The organism is Brachybacterium endophyticum (genome assembly GCF_003130585.1).
GTDB lineage: Bacteria > Actinomycetota > Actinomycetes > Actinomycetales > Dermabacteraceae > Brachybacterium > Brachybacterium endophyticum.
Genome location: NZ_QFKX01000006.1, coordinates 118,535 through 134,383, shown reverse-complemented (window position 1 = coordinate 134,383; position 15,849 = coordinate 118,535). Strand labels below are relative to the sequence as shown.

Below are 15,849 nucleotides of genomic sequence, written 5' to 3'. Positions count from 1 at the left end.
GAGAGTAGTCGGCGTGGAAGGATCGGACATCCATCCGGTCCCCGGAGAGGAAGGGCTCCCCCATGACCACCACAGCGACAGAGCTCGGCACGCTCGTGGACGGACTGCTGGAGAGGGCGCGCACGGGAGGCATCGAGGGTGCGGGCGCGGTCGCGGCCGCGATCGACCGCCCGGGGAGCGAGCCGATCACGCGGTCGGGCGGACGCACGGTCAGCTTCGCCGAGGACGGCACGGCGCTGCCGGACGACTCCGGCCCCGACGTCGACCGGTCGGTGACCGACGTCTATGCCAGCTCGCTGTTCGACATGGCCTCGGTGACCAAAGTGGTCACGGCCCTCACCGCCGCGACCTTCCTGGACGAGGGCGCCCTGGGCCTGGGCGACCTCGCGATCGACCATCTGGGGCCGCGCCTGGTCCCGGACGCGCGCATCACCGTGCGCCACCTCCTCACCCACACGGCCGGACTGCCGCCGACGATGCCCCTGTGGCGGATCCAGGGCACGCGCGAGGAACGCCTGGCGGAGGTCGGTGGGGCCGCCCTGCACGCCGCACCGGGCACCACCCACGCCTACTCGTGCATCGGCTTCATCCTGCTCGGCGAGATCCTCACCCGCCTCGGCGGCGAGGACCTGCCGCAGCTGGCACGCCGCCGCGTGCTCGCGCCCGCCGGTGCCGCGACCGCCACCTGGTGGCCGGACGCGGCGGCACGCTCGCGGACGGTCGCCACCGAGTACGCGGAGGATCCCCCGCGCGGTCTCGTGCGCGGCGAGGTCCACGACGAGACCGCCTGGGTGCTGGAAGGCGTGGGCAACGCCGGCCTGTTCGCGACCCTGGAGGACGCCCTCGCGATCGCCCGGGTGCTCGCCGGCCGCGCACCGGGGCCCGTGCTCTCGCAGGGCTTGCGCGCGGAGATGGCCCGCGACCAGCTCACCGCCTCCGTCACGACCGACGCGCCGTGGCGTCAGGGACTGGGCGTGCGGATCGGCCAGGAACTGCCCGACGGGTCCGTCCAGACGACCGTGGTGGGCCACCCCGGGTTCACGGGCACGGCGCTGTGGGCCGATCCGGCCGAGGGCACCGTCGCCGTGCTGCTGACCAACCGCGTCCACCCGCGCCGCGACCGCTTCGAGGTGCTGGAGGCGCGGCGCGAGATCGCACGCCAGGCCTTCGCCCGGGCGGGCACGGCATGAGGGAGCTCCTGCGCTCTCGCACGGGCCGCCTGGTCCTGTGCGCTCTCGCCCTGCTGGCGAACGTGGGCTTCTACCTTCCCAGCGTCCCCTCGACCGGCGGGGTGGGCGGGATCGACACCCTCTACCACGTGGGCGTCTTCGCGCTCACGGTCTGGGCCGTCGGCCGCGTGCTCGCCCCCGCCTCGAGGTTCCCCATCGGCTGGGTGGTGCTGGCCGCCGTGGTCCATGCGCTCCTGATCGAGGTGCTGCAGGGCCTGCTGCTGCCGCACCGCTCGGCCGACCCCCTCGACGTCCTCTCCGACCTGCTCGGGATCGGCATCGGTCTCCTCACCTGGTGGGGTGAGCGGCGGATCAGCGCGAGCGGCCCAGCGAGCGGGACGGATCCGGTGCGGCCGCCAGCAGACGCTTCGTGTACGCGTCCTGGGGATCCGAGATGACGCTCTCGGACTCGCCGCGCTCGACGACCCTGCCCTCGTGCATGACCAGCACCTCGCTCGAGTAACGCCGGGCGCTGCCCAGGTCGTGCGTGATGTAGAGGACGGCGAGGTCCTCCTCGCGCCGCAGGTCGTCGATGAGGTCGAGCATGGACTTGCGGATCGTGACGTCGAGCATCGAGACGGGTTCGTCGGCCAGCAGCACCGACGGGCCCGCGGCGAGCGCCCGCGCGAACGAGACCCGTTGGCGCTCACCGCCGGAGAGCTCGTGGGGGAAGCGGTCCAGGTAGTGATCGGTCGGGCCCAGCCCCACGCGTTCGAGGAGGCCGGCGCAGCGTGCCCGGACCTCGTCGGCCCCGGAGACGTCCTGGTGCAGTCGCACGGCCCGGCCCAGGATGTAGTCGACGCGGCGCAGCGGGTTCAACGAGGCGAAGGGGTCCTGCAGGGTGAGCTGGACCTCGCCGGTGTAACGGCGCATCGACGCGCCGGTCGCGGCCCCGACGTCGCTGCCGTGCAGCCTGATGTCGCCGGACGTGAGCGGGACCAGCCGGGCCAGCAGCCGGCCCAGCGTGGACTTGCCCGAGCCGCTCTGACCGACCAGGGCGGTGACCTCCGCCCGGCGCAGACCGAGGGAGACGTCGTCGACCGCGCGCATCGTGCGACGGCGACGCAGCACCCCGCGCCGCTCCCCCACGGCGTACTCCTTGACCAGGTGCGTCCCCTCGAGGACGATCTCGCCCGCGGTCGGGGATCCGGAGGTGTCGTGCGTGGGCGCGGCGATGCTCATGCGAGGCTCCCGAGTGCTTCGAGGGAGTCCAGGAGACTCCTGGTGTAGGGGTGGCGGGCGTAGCGGTAGATCTCGGCGGCGGGGCCGTACTCCACGAGGTGGCCCCGTCGCATCACGGCGATCGAGTCGGAGATCTCCAGCAGCAGCGCGAGGTCGTGGGTGGTGAACACGATCGCGAAGCCGTACTCCTCGCGCAGCCGCACGATCTGGTCGAGCACCTCGCGCTGGACCAGGAGGTCCAGGGCCGTGGTGGGCTCGTCCATGAAGATCACGTCGGGTTCGAGGACCAGGGCGATCGCGATCGCGACCCTCTGCTTCATCCCGCCCGAGAGCTCGTGGGGGTAGGCGCCGATCCGCTCGGGGTCGATCCCCACCCGCCGCAGGTGCTCGCGGGCCAGCTCGGTGCGGCGAGTGGGCCCCAGGTCGGGACGGTGCACGCGGATCACGTCGTCGAACTGGGAGCCGATCGACGTCACCGGGTTCAGGGCGTTCATGGCGCTCTGGAAGACCACCGCGATCTCGGTCCAGCGGATCCCGCGCAGGCCGCGGTCGTCCAGGGCGAGCAGGTCGGTGCGGGTGCCGTCTGCGTCCGTGTAGGTGACAGCGCCGCCCGCGATCCGGGCGGGCGGCCGCAGCATCCGGGTGATCGCGTTGGTCAGCGTGGACTTCCCGCTGCCCGACTCCCCGGCCAGCCCCAGGATCTCCCCGCGGTGCAGGGTCAGCGTCACCCCGTCCACCGCGTGCACGGTGCCGTGCACGGTCGGGTAGTCCACGCTGAGGGCGTCGACCTCGATCACCGGATCGCCGGTGACGTCCGCCGCTCGGATGACCGGGTCCGCGTCGGGGACGGTGTCGGCGAGCGCGGCGCCGCTGCCGGATGTCCCAGCGGCCCCCGCGCGGGTCGTCGCCGCCGCGGCAGCGGGTCCGCCGGCTCCCCCGGCCGGGAGCTCGGTGCCGCCGGCAGCGGCGTCGGCGGCGGTCGGGTCCGCACCGGCGGCGAGGGATCCCCGCGCGGCGTGACGTCGCGCCGCGCCGGTCCGCAGACGCGGGTTCGCGTACTCGTCGATGCCGAAGTTGATCAGCGCCAGGCCCGCGCCGATGATCGCGATCGCGAGGCCCGGCGGCACGTACCACCACCAGGCGCCGGAGAGCAGCGCCTGGCCGCTCTGGGCGAAGTAGAGCATCGATCCCCAGGAGACCGTGGTCAGCGACCCCAGGCCGAGGAAGGACAGTCCGGCCTCGGAGAGGATGCCGCCGATGACGGAGAACAGGAAGCCGGAGGCGACCAGCGGCAGCATGTTCGGCAGCACCTCGGCGAACATGATCCGCAGCCGGGACTCGCCGCCGGCCCGGGCGGCCTCGACGAACTCGCGGCCGCTCAGCGACATGGTCTGGGCGCGGATCACGCGGGCCGAACCGGCCCAGGAGGTGATCGCGATGACCACGGCGATCGCGAACAGCCCGCGGCTGGGCAGGTAGCCGGTGAGGACGATCAGCAGCGGCATCCCGGGGATCACCAGGAACACGGCGGTGAGGATGTAGAGCAGGTCGTCGGCGACGCCGCGCAGGTACCCGCCGAGCAGCCCGATGATCACGGAGAACACCTGGGAGACGACGCCCGCGACGAGACCCACCAGCAGGGACACGCGGGCACCGGTGACGAACTGGGCGTAGACGTCCTGCCCGGTCTGGGTGGTGCCCATCCAGTGCCGGGCCGAGGGCGCCTGGCGCAGGTCGAAGGAGGTCGCCTGCGGGGCGTGGGTCGCGGTCAGCGGTCCGATCAGGGCGATCAGCACGAAGACCAGGACGATGATCAGTCCGGCGCGGACCTTCCCGCTGCGGGGCACGAGGCTCGAGATGGACATGGGTCAGGCCCCCTGCCGGGTTCGCGGGTCGAGGAACACGTAGGCGACGTCGGCCACCAGGTTCGCGGCGATCACCGCGAGGGAGATGATGAGGAAGAGCCCCTGCATGAGCGGGAAGTCCTGGGCCTGCACGGCGCTGAACAGCGTGTACCCCACCCCGGGGTAGTTGAAGATGACCTCGGTGAGCATCGATCCGCCGACGACTGCGCCGAGGGAGAGGGCGAAGCCGGTGATCGAGGGCAGGATCGCGTTGCGGGCCGCGTAGGTCAGCAGCACGTGCCGCGAGGGCAGGCCCTTGGCCTCCGCCAGCGAGACGTAGTCCTCGCCCAGCACGGTGACCGTCATGTTGCGCATCGAGAGCACCCAGCCGGCGAAGGAGCCCAGGACGATCGTGATCGCCGGCAGCAGGGCGTGGTAGAGGATCGAGCCGATGAACTGCGGGGTCCAGCCCGGGAACAGGATCCGCTCGTAGCCGCCGGCGTTGGGGAACAGGCCCAGGTGCACCGACAGCACCAGCACCAGGATCAGCGCCATCCAGAAGTACGGGATGGCGTTGAGGAAGGTGAGGGCCGGCAGCACGTGGTCGGACCAGGTGCCGCGCCGCCAGGCCAGCAGCACGCCGAGCCCGGTGCCCAGCAGGAAGCTGACCACGGTCGCCACGCCCACCAGCCCCAGGGTCCACGGCAGGGCCCGGGAGATGATGTCGACCACCGGCACCGGGAACTGGCTGATGGAGGTGCCGAGGTCGCCGTGCGCCAGTGCCCTCAGGTAGTCGACGTACTGCACCGGGAGCGGGTCGTCGCTGATGCCGTAGGCCTTGGCGATGGCCGCCTTCGCGGCGGGGTCGATCGCCCCCTGGGAGCCCTCCAGCAGAAGGGTCACGGGGTCCCCGGGCATCAGGCGCGGGATCAGGAAGTTCAGGGTCAGCGCCGCCCAGGCGATGAATGCGTACAGGCCGATCTTGCGGGCGAGATACTTCATGGCTGCCTCCTCTCCGTGCGTTCTCAGTCCGTGGTCCGCGACAGCCCGCGCAGCACCAGGATGCGGTCGACCGGGCTGTAGGGGGCGCCGAGCGCGTAGGGGTGGTCGGGGTCGGGGAATCCCGACCAGTACTGGGTGCTGTAGTTGAACCAGTTCGGGGCGGTCACCAGCGGCAGCGCGGGCAGCTTCTCGACGACGATGTCCTCGATCCCGTCGATGCACTTCTGCTGCTCGGCCTCGTCGTCGGTCGCGGTGAAGTCGCCCAGCAGCGTGTCGGTGTCCTCGTCGTACCAGCGCTGGAAGTTCGCGAGCACCGACCCATCCTTGCTCCTGTGCTCACCCGAAAGCATCGAGCGGTACATGAACCAGGGACTCGCCCCGGCGGAGACCGTCGAGAGGGTGACGTCGAACTTCCCGGCGTTGCGCTTCTCGGTCCAGCTCTCCAGGGAGACGCCCTGCGGGCTGAACTTCACGCCGATCTTCGTCAGCTGCTCGTCGAGCACCTGGGTGACGCTCACCCAGTCCACGAACCCCGAGGGGATCTGCAGGGGGAACTCGAGGCGGGTGCCGTCCTTCGCCGTGCGCACGCCGTCCTCGCCGCGCTCGTACCCGGCCGCGTCCAGCACCTTCTCGGCCTTCTCGGGGTCGAACTCGAACTCCTTCCCCCGGTAGCGCTCGGAGATGTACTGCTCGAAGGTGGGGCGTGGCAGTGCGGTGGGGTGGGGTGGGCCGACGTAGCCGAGCATCGCGATGTCCGCGATCTGCTGGCGGTCGATCGCGAGCGAGATCCCGCGTCTCAGCTCGAGGTCCTGCCACAGCGACTTCTCGAGGTTGAAGGTCAGGTTCACCACGCCCAGGCCCGGGTAGTAGTAGCCGCGATGGTCGGGGTCCTTGTCCACGAAGATCTTGTCGACGTTGGCGACGAACCCGCCGGACCAGTCGATCTCCCCCGCCTGCAGTGCGGTGTTGAAGGTCTCGGTCGAGTACGAGGGGTAGTACAGCTCGGGAACAGCGAAGTCCTGGACCGCCCAGTGCTTCTCGTTGCGCCGGAAGGTGTACAGCTGGGCGGAGAAGCGGTCGAGCACGTACGGGCCGGAGCCCACGGGCTTCTCGATCGCGTCCTTCTCCACGTCGAGGGTCGAGAAGATGTGCTTGGGCACCACGTAGGAGCTGCCGAGCGTCGGAGCATGGGCGAAGGCGGGGCCGTCGAACGAGACCTTCACGGTGCGCTCGCCCGTCTTCCGGGCATCGGTCACCGGCAGGGCGGAGCCATTGGTCGCCGGCTTGTCGCGCAGCATCAGCAGGGAGTACTCGACGTCCTCCGCCGTCAGCGGGTGGTCGTCGGTGAACACGATGCCCTCGCGCACCGTGATCTCGGCGCTGGTGCCGTCCTCGCTGAACTCGATCGCCTCGGCGACCCAGGGCAGCGGGTGCTCGGGATCCATCGCGGTGTAGACCATCAGCGGCTCGTAGATCAGTCCGCTCGCGCCCTGCAGCGCGGTGGGCGCGTAGGGGTTGAAGTTGGGCTGGTAGACCGTGGCGTCGTTGGCGTGGATCCGCAGCGGAGGGTTCTTCTCGTCCGTCCCGGCGGGTCCGCAGCCGGCCAGGGAGGTCGTGGCCAGCAGCCCGAGCGCGCCGGAGGCGCCCCCGAGGACGGCGCGCCGGCCGGGACCGGGCGAGGACGCGCCCGGCTGACGGTCGGGTTCGATGTGGGGACCGAGGGATGTCATCAGCGGGTCCTTCCCTGCTCGAGGGGCTGCATGGCGGCGAGGAGCTCCTGCGGACCGTCCGGGAGCACGTGCGGGTCGCCGGGGAGGTCGAGGAGGAACGGGGTGGTGGTCGTGAGCGGACGGAAGCCGCGCGAGAGGTACAGGCGGTGAGCGGGACCGGCGGTGGAGGTCCACTGGAACCAGGCCCGACGGGACCCGGCGCGTGCCATCGCCTGCAGCGCGGCATCCAGGAGGGCGCCGCCGATCCCGCGGCCGCGGGCCGCGGGCATCACCCCGATCGGCCCGAAGCGCTCGGGATCCTCGCCGACGACGCCGGAGGCCGCGACGCCGAGCAGCTCCCCGAGGGTGTCCCGGTCAGCGGACCGGGGTTCGGCGGGCGCGTCCCGGGCGAGCAGGATCCCCGCCGCCGGGCCCGCCGGGAGGTCCCGTCCGCGGGTCTGCTCCGCGGACCGCTCGTCCACGTGCCGTGCGAGCAGCTGTGCCCAGTCCGGATCGAGGTCCGCGCGCACGGCGGCGATCATCTCCGGCACCTCCTCGGGGGTGCACGGCGCGATCCGCACGCCCACCGGCATCCGTGCCGGAGCCGACGCGGTCGCGAGGTCCTGCGTCAGGTCTCGCTCCATGGCGAGGGCCGACCCTCCCGCCCGGGCACCGCGGGCGCGCAGGAAGGCAGCGGTGGCGGGGTCACGCCGCTCGTCGATGCCGGGGGCCGCATAGCCGCGGGGGCGTCCGCTGATCACGAGCCGCCCGGCTCCCGCGCGACGGGCACGGGCCACGGCGCCGTCCCACAGCAGCGTGCCGAGGCCGCGACGTCTGGCCGACGGGGCGACGACCCCGCTGACGAGATAGGCGACGCCGTCCTCGAGCGCGACGTGGGTGTACCCGAGGGCCCTGCCGTCCTCCTCGGCGATCAGGACGACGGAGCTCAGCGGGTCCGGGTCGACCAGCAGCAGACGGGTCAGCGTCCTCTCGTCGATCGGCTGGGCGCTGTCGCGGGTGAGGTCCGCGAGGGCGGAGAGGTCCCCGGGGTGCAGCCGCTCCCGCACCTGGATGCTCATGCCGGCGACCCCGGGGCGTCGGAGCGGGGCGCCGGTGCGTCCTGGTCCGCGCCGGTCGCGGACGGGTCGAGGAGCGGGTGGGGTGCGGGCGAGGCGGCCAGGATCTCCTCGTAGGAGGCGCCGTCGTCGATGCCCTCGCGCAGCGCGCCGGACCCCCACAGCAGGTCGATGAACAGGGGGCTCGAGGCGGTGTTTCGGCGCCAGAAGTCGCCCGCGCTCGCGGGATGCAGCGCATGCATGGCGGCGAGGACCGTGTGCCCGATCCGCAGCGGGTCGACGTCCTCGCGCGCGACGAAGTCCCGGGGGTCCTCGAGCAGGTGGAGCTGCACACCGTGCACGGCCTCGTCCGCGAAGACCCCGTGCGTCGCGCGCACCTCGAGCTCGCGCACCTCGAGACCGGGCATCCCGGCGCCGCGCAGCGCGTCGGCCAGACGATGGTCGGCCCAGGGCGCGCCGAGGACCTCGAAGGGCAGCGTGGTCCCGCGACCCTCGCTCCAGGTGCAGCCCTCCACGAGCCCGGTGCCGGGATAGAGGGCGAGCGTCGTGGGGGTGGGCATGTTCGGCGACGGCGGCACCCACGGTGCGCTGCCGTCCGCGCCGGGCGCGGCGGTGACCGTCAGGTCCAGGGACCGCTCGAGGTGGTGGGCGGCGGCGTGGCGGGCGATGTCGCCGAGGCGGCCGCCGTGACGCAGGGGGATGTCCATCCGTCCGACGAAGCTCGCGCAGCGTTCGTCCGTCCCCGGTCCCAGAGGGCGCATCGCGAGCGGGGCCGGCCTGTCCAGCACGTGCACCGGCAGGTCGAGCTCGGCGCAGGCCGCCATCGCATCGACCATCGACCACGGGTAGGTGAAGAAGCGGCAGCCGATGTCCTGGAGGTCGACGAGGAGCCCGTCGATCCCGCTGTCGGCGAGCAGCTGCACGAGCGCCGCCCCGTGCACACCGTAGGAGGAGAGCACCGGGATGCCGGTGCGGGCGTCCCGCGTCTCGCCGCCGCCCTCACCCGCCTGCTCGCTGCCCCAGTACCCGTGCTCGGGAGCGATCAGGCAGTGGGGCGTGATCCCGGCGGCCACCAGCGCGTCCACGCCTCGCGCGAGACCGGCGGTCACGGCCGCGTGGTTCGTCAGCAGCCCCGGTCGCCGGAACCCCAGCAGGCCCGGGTCGGCGACGAGGACGTCGAGACCGCTCAGCGGCTGTGACCCGGGGAACATTCCTCGAGAGTAGTGAAGTTCCCTCGATACGTCAGCAGTTACGCGGAATTTCCCTTTTCACGGGTCTCCGGCCGCACGACGGGCACGTCGTGCGGCCGATCCTCAGGAGCTCACGCCCCGGACGACCCGCCGCCTCAGAGGTGGATCTGCTCGGCGTAGACGGCCGGGATGGCCCCGGTGATGGTGTCGACCGTGCCGGCCTCCTCGCGGGCCACGTGTTCGACCGCCGAGGCGACCGCCTTGGTCACGCCCTCGTTGAAGACGCTGGGCACGATGTAGGTCGGGTTCAGCTCGTCCGCGGTCACGACGTCGGCCAGGGCCTTCGAGGCCGCCAGCAGCATGCGGTCGGTGACGTTGGTGGCACGGGCGTCCAGCAGCCCGCGGAAGACGCCGGGGAAGGCGAGCACGTTGTTGATCTGGTTGGCGAAGTCGCTGCGTCCGGTCGCCACGACCTCGGCGTGCTTCGCCGCCTCGGCCGGATCGATCTCCGGGGTGGGGTTGGCCATCGCAAAGACGATCGAGCGCTCGGCCATGCTCTCGACGTCCTGCGCGCTGAGGATGTTCCCGGCGCTCACGCCGATGAAGACGTCGGCTCCCTGGATCGCATCGCTCAGGGTCCCGGTGAGGCCGCGGGGGTTCGTGACCTCCGCGATCCAGGGCAGACGGCCCTCGAGATTCTCGCGCCCCTCGTGGACGATGCCGTCGATGTCGGTGACCACGACGTCGCGGGCGCCGGCGGCGCGCAGCAGACGCAGGATGGCGGTCCCTGCCGCTCCCGCCCCCGAGAGCACGATCCGCACCTTCTCGATCTCCTTGCCGACCACGCGCAGGGCGTTGCGCAGCGCGGCGACGACGACGATCGCGGTGCCGTGCTGGTCGTCGTGGAAGACGGGAATGTCCAGCTCCTTGCGCAGACGGTCCTCGATCTCGAAGCAGCGCGGGGCGGAGATGTCCTCGAGGTTGATGCCGGCGAAGACGGGGGCGATCGCCTTGACGTGGGAGACGATCTCCTCGACCGAGTGGGCGTCCAGGCAGATCGGGAAGGCGTCGATGTCGGCGAAGCGCTTGAACAGCGCGGCCTTGCCCTCCATGACGGGCATGGCGGCGAGGGGGCCCAGGTCGCCCAGGCCCAGGATCGCCGAGCCGTCGGAGACGACCGCGACGGTGTTGCGCTTGATGGTCAGGCTGCGTGCGTCCTCGGGGTGCTCGGCGATCGCCTTGACGACGCGGGCGACGCCGGGGGTGTAGACCATCGAGAGGTCGTCGCGGTGGCGGATCGGTACCTTCGACTCGACCGTGAGCTTTCCGCCGAGGTGGGCGAGGAAGGTGCGGTCCGAGACCTTCCCGAGCTCGACGCCCGGGATGTCGCGCAGGGCGTCGACGACCTCCATCGCGTGGTCGTTGTCGGCGGTGAGGACGGTGAGGTCCGCGCGCATCCGCTCGGGGCCCGACGCGGAGACGTCGAGCGCGGTGACCAGCGCGCGATGCTCCTCGATGCGACCGGTGATGTCGCTGACCGCTGCGGAGTGGGCCGCGAACTCGAGGCGGATGGTGATGGAATAGCTGACTGATGGCGCCGGTGACATGCGCCGATCGTAGCGAGCGTGACAGCCGCCGTGCACCCGCCACGCGGCACGATCGGCGGTCGCTGTCCGAGCGCCCGTACCCGCTGCTCGCCCCGGCCCGCGACGGGGTCGCTCAGCCGGGGACGAGGATGCCTCAGCCGGAGAAGGGATCCACGCTGTCGGCGTAGCGGCCCCACAGGATCGCGGCGGCGCCCGCCTGCTCGTTGTAGCGCTCGGGGTGGTCGGAGACCTGCACGGCCTGCGCGGCGGTGCCGAGGTCCCAGTTCTCGTAGTCGGGGGCGACGGTGATCAGGCCGGGCGCGGTCGCATGGGGGCCGAAGCCCAGGAAGGCGTCGACGGCCCGCTTCTTGTGCCGCACGTCGGCGACGGTGCCCCATCCCGCCGAGGGGCGCTGCTGGAACAGACCACCGGAATCGAGGTCGACCTCCGGCTGGTAGTTGTACAGCCAGGACTCGACGATCGCGGTCGCGAGCGCGATCTGGGTGCCGTGCGCGGTGATCCCGTGTCCCTTGCACACCGCGATGATGAAGCGGGCGTTCTGGACCTGCCAGTCGTCCATCGAGTCCACCGCGAAGCCCTCACGGGTCTCCGGCCGGGTCATGAACTCCTCGCTCCACACGTCGGAGCCGGTGCCCTCCGCCATCGCAGGGGCGGTGGTGGCGAGGGCGGTCAGTCCGATGGTCCCGGCGAGCAGCAGGTGGCGGCGGGAGAGAGTCATGCGAGGCACCTTCGAGGTGGGAGGGATCCGGGAGCCGGAAGAACGTCGACGACGCTAGCGAGCCGCTGCATCGCTGTGAACAGCGGGTCTGTCCGGTTCGCCGGGTCCCGTCGCGCGCGTTTCCTCGCCTTTTGCACGAGCATGACGTCCTTGACCCGAGCGGAGCGACGGCGCCGTGGCCTCGTCGTGACCGGTCGAGCGCCCGTTCAGCGGACGATCAGTGCACTGCGAGACCGTTCCGCCCCTTCGCCCACGGTGAAACGCAAAAGTTGCGTATGAGACCGACGGTCGTGGGTTGATGCACACAGATCAGGTCACCTGTGTCACGTCGTTCGGTTCGAGACCCCGGAACCCGGGCCCGTCGCAGCTCAGCCGTCCAGGGCTGTGATCGCGGAGCGGATCCGCTTGTCCGAGACCGTCTCACGGGTCCCCAGCGTCTGGGCGAACAGGCTCACCCGGTACTCCTCGAGCAGCCAGGGGATGCGGGCGGCGTCCGCCCGGGCCACGCGGGCGCGGGAGAGCTTCGCACGGGTGCGCTGCCACAGCTGCTCGACGTCGTGGACCTGCCAGGCCAGCTTGGCATCGCGTGGCGGGTTCTCCTCGAGCTTGTCCAGCCGGATCCCGTCCGCCTTTAGGTAGCGCACGAGGTCGCCCAGGTGCTCGACGCCGGCGCGAGAGACGAACCGCTCGCCCACCAGGGACGCCGCGTGGTCACGGATCTCGGTGAGCTGGGTGAGGATCGCCAGCGAGGAGATCCTGGAGACCTTCTTGGACAGGCTCGCGTGGGCGGCGAGCGCGGAGGCCGCGTCCTTGACCGCCTGCGCGGCGGCGGCGTCGTGCTGCTCGCGGACACGGGAGAGCGCCTGCTCGAACTGCTCGTGGGTGCGCACCGCACTCGCGTCGCCGACCAGATGGGCGGTCGCGGCGAGGGACGCGTCGGCAAGCAGTGCGGCGCTCGAGCCGTAGGGCGACTGGGCGACGGCGAGCTTCGTCGGGTTCGGCAGGGCGTTCAGCACGCCCTGCAGATCGGGATGCAGCGAGCGGTCCACCAGGGCGATCACGCCGTCGGGGTGCGCCGTCGCCTGCTCCTCGGCCGTCGCGAGCACCGAGAGGTCCACACGCTGGACCTGCCCGTCGTCCCCGCGGACGGCCACCAGGGCCGGGTACCCGGTGACCTGGAGACCGCCCACGCGGCTGTGATGGACCGCCGGGACGCCGTCCGCGGGGAAGGCGGAGAGGTCGCGTCGGGCGAGGTCCTCGCCCTGGGTGGTCACCGAGTCGTCCATCCGCTTCTTCAGGCTGCGCTGCAGCTGCGCCAGATCGTCCCCCGCCCCGATCCGGCGCCCCTTCTCGTCGACCACGCGGAAGTGCATGCGCAGATGGGCGGGCACCTTGGACAGGTCGAACTCGGGGCCGTACAGCTCGAGGTCGCCCGGGACGCCGGGAAGGCCCACGAGCTCGTCGGCCACGGCCTCGACGAAGGGCTCCCCCGCGTCGGGATCGTCGTCGTGCAGGGTCCCGGCCACGACCTTGGCGCGCTCGGGCGCCGGCACCAGGTGCCGACGGATCGGTTTGGGCAGGGAGCGGATCAGCTCCGTGATCAACTCCTCGCGCATCCCCGGCACGAGCCAGTCGAAACCACGCGGGGTGACGCGGTTCAGGACCGCGAGCGGGACGGTCGCGGTCACCCCGTCGCTCCCCTGCGCGCCGACGTCGCCGAAGGAGTAGGTCAGCGGCAGCGTCAGGTCGCCCTGGACCCAGGTGTCGGGGAAGTCGGCGTGGATCGCGGCGGTGACGGACTCGTCGGCCGCGAGCAGGTCCTCCTCGGTGAGCGTGAGCAGGTCGGGTGTCTCGTGGCGCTGCTTCTTCCACCAGGAATCGAAGTGACGTCCGGAGACGACGTCCGCGGGCACTCGCGCGTCGTAGAAGGCGAAGACCTGCTCGTCGCCGATCAGCAGGTCGCGCCGTCGGGTCTTGGCCTCGAGCTCCTCGAGCCTGGCGATCAGCGCCCGGTTGTCGCGGAAGAAGTGGTGGCGGGTGCGCCAGTCCCCCTCGACCAGAGCGTTCTGGAGGAAGATGTCGCGCGAGAGCTCGGGGTCCACGCGCCCGTAGGGCACCACGTGGTCGGCGATGATCGGCACCCCGTAGAGGGTGACCTTCTCGTGAGCCATCGCCGAGGAGCGCTTGGAGGACCAGAACGGCTCGGAGTGCGAGCGCTTCAGGACGTGCGCGCCGACCTCCTCGACCCAGCTCGCGTCGATGCGGGCGGCGGTGCGCCCCCACAGCCGGGAGGTCTCCACCAGCTCGGCGACCATCACCAGCTCGGGTCGTCTCCGGGCCAGGGCGGACCCGGGCCAGAGGGCGAAGCGGGCACCACGGGCTCCGGAGTACTCGCGGCTGCGGTCGTCGTAGAGGCCGACGTGGGAGAGCAGCCCCGCCAGCAGCGCCTGGTGGATGCGGGCAGGGTCCGCCTCGCTCTGGTTCAGGTGCAGGCCGGCATCCTTGGCCATGTCCTTCAACTGCGAGTGCAGGTCCCACCACTCGCGGATCCGCAGGTAGTGGAGGTACTCGCCGCGCACCTCGCGACGGAAGGCGCTGCCCGAGAGCTCTTTGCGGCGCTCCTGCAGGTGGTTCCACAGGTTCAGCAGCGACAGGAAGTCACTCGTCTCGTCCTCGAACCGGCGGTGCTTCTCCTTCGCCTGCTGCTCGAAGCCCAGCGGGCGCTCGCGCGGGTCCTGGATCGACAGACCCGCGACGACCACGAGCACCTCGCGCAGCGCACCGAGACGGTCGGCCTCGATGAGCATGCGCGCCATGCGCGGATCCAGGGGGAAGCGCGCGAGCACCTTCCCGATCCCCGTGAGACGCCTGCCACCGGGCGCCCTCGGAGCGGCCTCGATCGCGCGCAGCTCCTCGAGGAGGCGCACGCCGTCGGTCACGGCCCGGGTGGCGGGAGGCTCGACGAAGGGGAAGGACTCGACGTCGCCCAGGCCCAGCGAGGTCATCAGCAGCACGACCGAGGCGAGGTTCGTGCGCAGGATCTCCGGCTCGGTGAACTCGGGGCGGCCCTCGAAGTCCTCCTGCGAGAACAGCCGGATCGCGATGCCGGGGTGGGTGCGCCCCGAGCGGCCCGAGCGCTGGTTCGCGCTGGCCTGCGAGATCGGCTCGATCGGCAGGCGCTGCACCTTCGTGCGCTGGGAGTAGCGGGAGATGCGGGCCAGCCCCGAGTCGATCACGTAGGTGATCCCGGGGACGGTCAGCGAGGTCTCCGCGACGTTCGTGGACAGGATGATCCGCCGATGCGTCCCCGCTGGCGGCGGGGAGAAGATCCGCTGCTGGTCGCTCGCGGAGAGCCGCCCGAACAGCGGCAGCACCTCGGTGGGCAGGCGCGAGCGTGACCCGCTGGCCAGATGCGTCTCCAGGCTCTCGCGGATCTCCCGGATCTCGCGCTCGCCGGGGAGGAAGACGAGCATGTCGCCGGGGCCCTCGGCGGCGAGCTCGTCGACCGCGTCGATGATCGCTTCGTCGAGGTCGCGCTCGATGGAGTGGATGTCCTCGAGCTCGTCGGCCTCGGAGGCCTCCTCGGCGGCGACCTCGGCGTCGATCACGAGCGGGCGGTAGCGCACCTCGACGGGGTAGGTGCGACCGGAGACCTCGAGGATCGGGGCGGGGTGCAGCTCGCCGGCCGGGCCCCGGGTCGCAAAGTGCTGGGCGAAGCGCTCGGGGTCGATGGTCGCGGAGGTGATGACGACCTTGAGGTCGGGACGCTCGGGGAGGATCTGCCGCAGGTACCCCAGGATGACGTCGATGTTCAGCGAGCGCTCGTGGGCCTCGTCGATGATGATCGCGTCGTAGCGGCGCAGCAGCCGGTCGGACCCCAGCTCGGCGAGCAGGATGCCGTCGGTCATCAGCTTCAGCCGGGCCCCGCGGGCGACCTCCTTGGTGAAGCGCACCTGGTAGCCGACCGTGCCTTCGCCGAGCTTCTGGCCCAGTTCGCTCGCGATCCGGCCGGCGACGCTGCGGGCGGCGAGCCGGCGGGGCTGGGTGTGGCCGACGACCCTGCCGCCGCTGCCGTACCCGAGCTCGAGCAGCATCTTGGGGATCTGCGTGGTCTTGCCCGACCCGGTCTCCCCCGCGATGATCACGACCTGGTTCTCGCGCAGCGCGTCCACGATCTCGTCGTGCTGCTGGGAGACGGGGAGCTCGGCCGGGTAGGTGATCGCGAGCTGCGGGTCCTCCGCGGGGTTCTCGGGGGTGCTCGGGCGCGCGCTCATGATGGTCCATGCTAGGCG

11 protein-coding genes are annotated in these 15,849 nt (G+C 71.6%); 2 read left to right on the top strand and 9 right to left on the bottom strand.

Translation table 11 applies throughout. The features are described 5' to 3' along the window. Positions 1-62 precede the first annotated feature (62 nt). Positions 63-1,190, top strand: coding sequence for a serine hydrolase domain-containing protein (locus tag DEO23_RS14365; RefSeq protein WP_109276717.1), 1,128 nt, complete (start codon positions 63-65; stop codon positions 1,188-1,190). Beyond that, positions 1,187-1,627: a VanZ family protein gene (locus DEO23_RS14360; protein WP_109276716.1), complete on the top strand. Its 441-nt coding sequence runs from the start codon at positions 1,187-1,189 to the stop codon at positions 1,625-1,627. The genes DEO23_RS14365 and DEO23_RS14360 overlap by 4 nt, the downstream gene beginning before the upstream one ends. Here DEO23_RS14360 and DEO23_RS14355 read toward each other — a convergent pair. From DEO23_RS14355 to hrpA, 9 genes are all read right to left on the bottom strand, one after another. Next, positions 1,542-2,411 (bottom strand): ABC transporter ATP-binding protein, encoded by an 870-nt coding sequence (locus DEO23_RS14355; protein WP_109276715.1) that lies wholly within the window; start codon positions 2,409-2,411, stop codon positions 1,542-1,544. The genes DEO23_RS14360 and DEO23_RS14355 overlap by 86 nt on opposite strands. Further along, the gene (locus DEO23_RS14350; protein ID WP_109276714.1) at positions 2,408-4,276 is read right to left on the bottom strand and encodes a dipeptide/oligopeptide/nickel ABC transporter permease/ATP-binding protein; all 1,869 of its coding nucleotides are present in this window, start codon (positions 4,274-4,276) and stop codon (positions 2,408-2,410) included. The genes DEO23_RS14355 and DEO23_RS14350 overlap by 4 nt, the downstream gene beginning before the upstream one ends. Before the next feature lie 3 nt (positions 4,277-4,279). Further along, positions 4,280-5,257, bottom strand: a complete 978-nt coding sequence (locus DEO23_RS14345; protein WP_109276713.1) for an ABC transporter permease — start codon at positions 5,255-5,257, stop codon at positions 4,280-4,282. A 23-nt stretch (positions 5,258-5,280) separates the two neighbouring features. Further along, the gene (locus tag DEO23_RS14340) at positions 5,281-6,987 is read right to left on the bottom strand and encodes an ABC transporter substrate-binding protein (protein WP_109276712.1); all 1,707 of its coding nucleotides are present in this window, start codon (positions 6,985-6,987) and stop codon (positions 5,281-5,283) included. Next, positions 6,987-8,045: a GNAT family N-acetyltransferase gene (locus tag DEO23_RS14335; protein ID WP_109276711.1), complete on the bottom strand. Its 1,059-nt coding sequence runs from the start codon at positions 8,043-8,045 to the stop codon at positions 6,987-6,989. Before DEO23_RS14335 ends, DEO23_RS14340 begins: the two co-directional genes overlap by 1 nt. Beyond that, positions 8,042-9,253 carry an exo-beta-N-acetylmuramidase NamZ family protein gene (locus tag DEO23_RS14330; RefSeq protein WP_109276710.1) on the bottom strand — a complete coding sequence of 404 codons (1,212 nt, stop codon included), beginning with the start codon at positions 9,251-9,253 and terminating at the stop codon, positions 8,042-8,044. The genes DEO23_RS14335 and DEO23_RS14330 overlap by 4 nt, the downstream gene beginning before the upstream one ends. Positions 9,254-9,387: 134 nt before the next feature. Next, positions 9,388-10,839, bottom strand: a complete 1,452-nt coding sequence (locus DEO23_RS14325; protein ID WP_109276709.1) for an NAD-dependent malic enzyme — start codon at positions 10,837-10,839, stop codon at positions 9,388-9,390. Positions 10,840-10,972: 133 nt separating this feature from the next. Beyond that, on the bottom strand, positions 10,973-11,557 hold the full coding sequence (locus tag DEO23_RS14320; protein ID WP_109276708.1) for a hypothetical protein: 585 nt from the start codon (positions 11,555-11,557) through the stop codon (positions 10,973-10,975). Between the two features lie 368 nt (positions 11,558-11,925). Continuing rightward, positions 11,926-15,831 (bottom strand): ATP-dependent RNA helicase HrpA, encoded by a 3,906-nt coding sequence (gene hrpA / locus DEO23_RS14315; RefSeq protein ID WP_109276707.1) that lies wholly within the window; start codon positions 15,829-15,831, stop codon positions 11,926-11,928. Between the last annotated feature and the right edge of the window lie 18 nt (positions 15,832-15,849).

What these genes read in the sequence shown, in the direction of transcription:
- DEO23_RS14335 (WP_109276711.1), bottom strand. Translation starts at nt 8,045, where the DNA reads ATGAGCATCCAGGTGCGGGAGCGGCTGCACCCCGGGGACCTCTCCGCC.
- DEO23_RS14350 (WP_109276714.1), bottom strand. Translation starts at nt 4,276, where the DNA reads ATGTCCATCTCGAGCCTCGTGCCCCGCAGCGGGAAGGTCCGCGCCGGA.
- DEO23_RS14345 (WP_109276713.1), bottom strand. Translation starts at nt 5,257, where the DNA reads ATGAAGTATCTCGCCCGCAAGATCGGCCTGTACGCATTCATCGCCTGG.
- DEO23_RS14320 (WP_109276708.1), bottom strand. Translation starts at nt 11,557, where the DNA reads ATGACTCTCTCCCGCCGCCACCTGCTGCTCGCCGGGACCATCGGACTG.
- DEO23_RS14340 (WP_109276712.1), bottom strand. Translation starts at nt 6,987, where the DNA reads ATGACATCCCTCGGTCCCCACATCGAACCCGACCGTCAGCCGGGCGCG.
- DEO23_RS14365 (WP_109276717.1), top strand. Translation starts at nt 63, where the DNA reads ATGACCACCACAGCGACAGAGCTCGGCACGCTCGTGGACGGACTGCTG.
- DEO23_RS14325 (WP_109276709.1), bottom strand. Translation starts at nt 10,839, where the DNA reads ATGTCACCGGCGCCATCAGTCAGCTATTCCATCACCATCCGCCTCGAG.
- hrpA (WP_109276707.1), bottom strand. Translation starts at nt 15,831, where the DNA reads ATGAGCGCGCGCCCGAGCACCCCCGAGAACCCCGCGGAGGACCCGCAG.
- DEO23_RS14360 (WP_109276716.1), top strand. Translation starts at nt 1,187, where the DNA reads ATGAGGGAGCTCCTGCGCTCTCGCACGGGCCGCCTGGTCCTGTGCGCT.
- DEO23_RS14330 (WP_109276710.1), bottom strand. Translation starts at nt 9,253, where the DNA reads ATGTTCCCCGGGTCACAGCCGCTGAGCGGTCTCGACGTCCTCGTCGCC.
- DEO23_RS14355 (WP_109276715.1), bottom strand. Translation starts at nt 2,411, where the DNA reads ATGAGCATCGCCGCGCCCACGCACGACACCTCCGGATCCCCGACCGCG.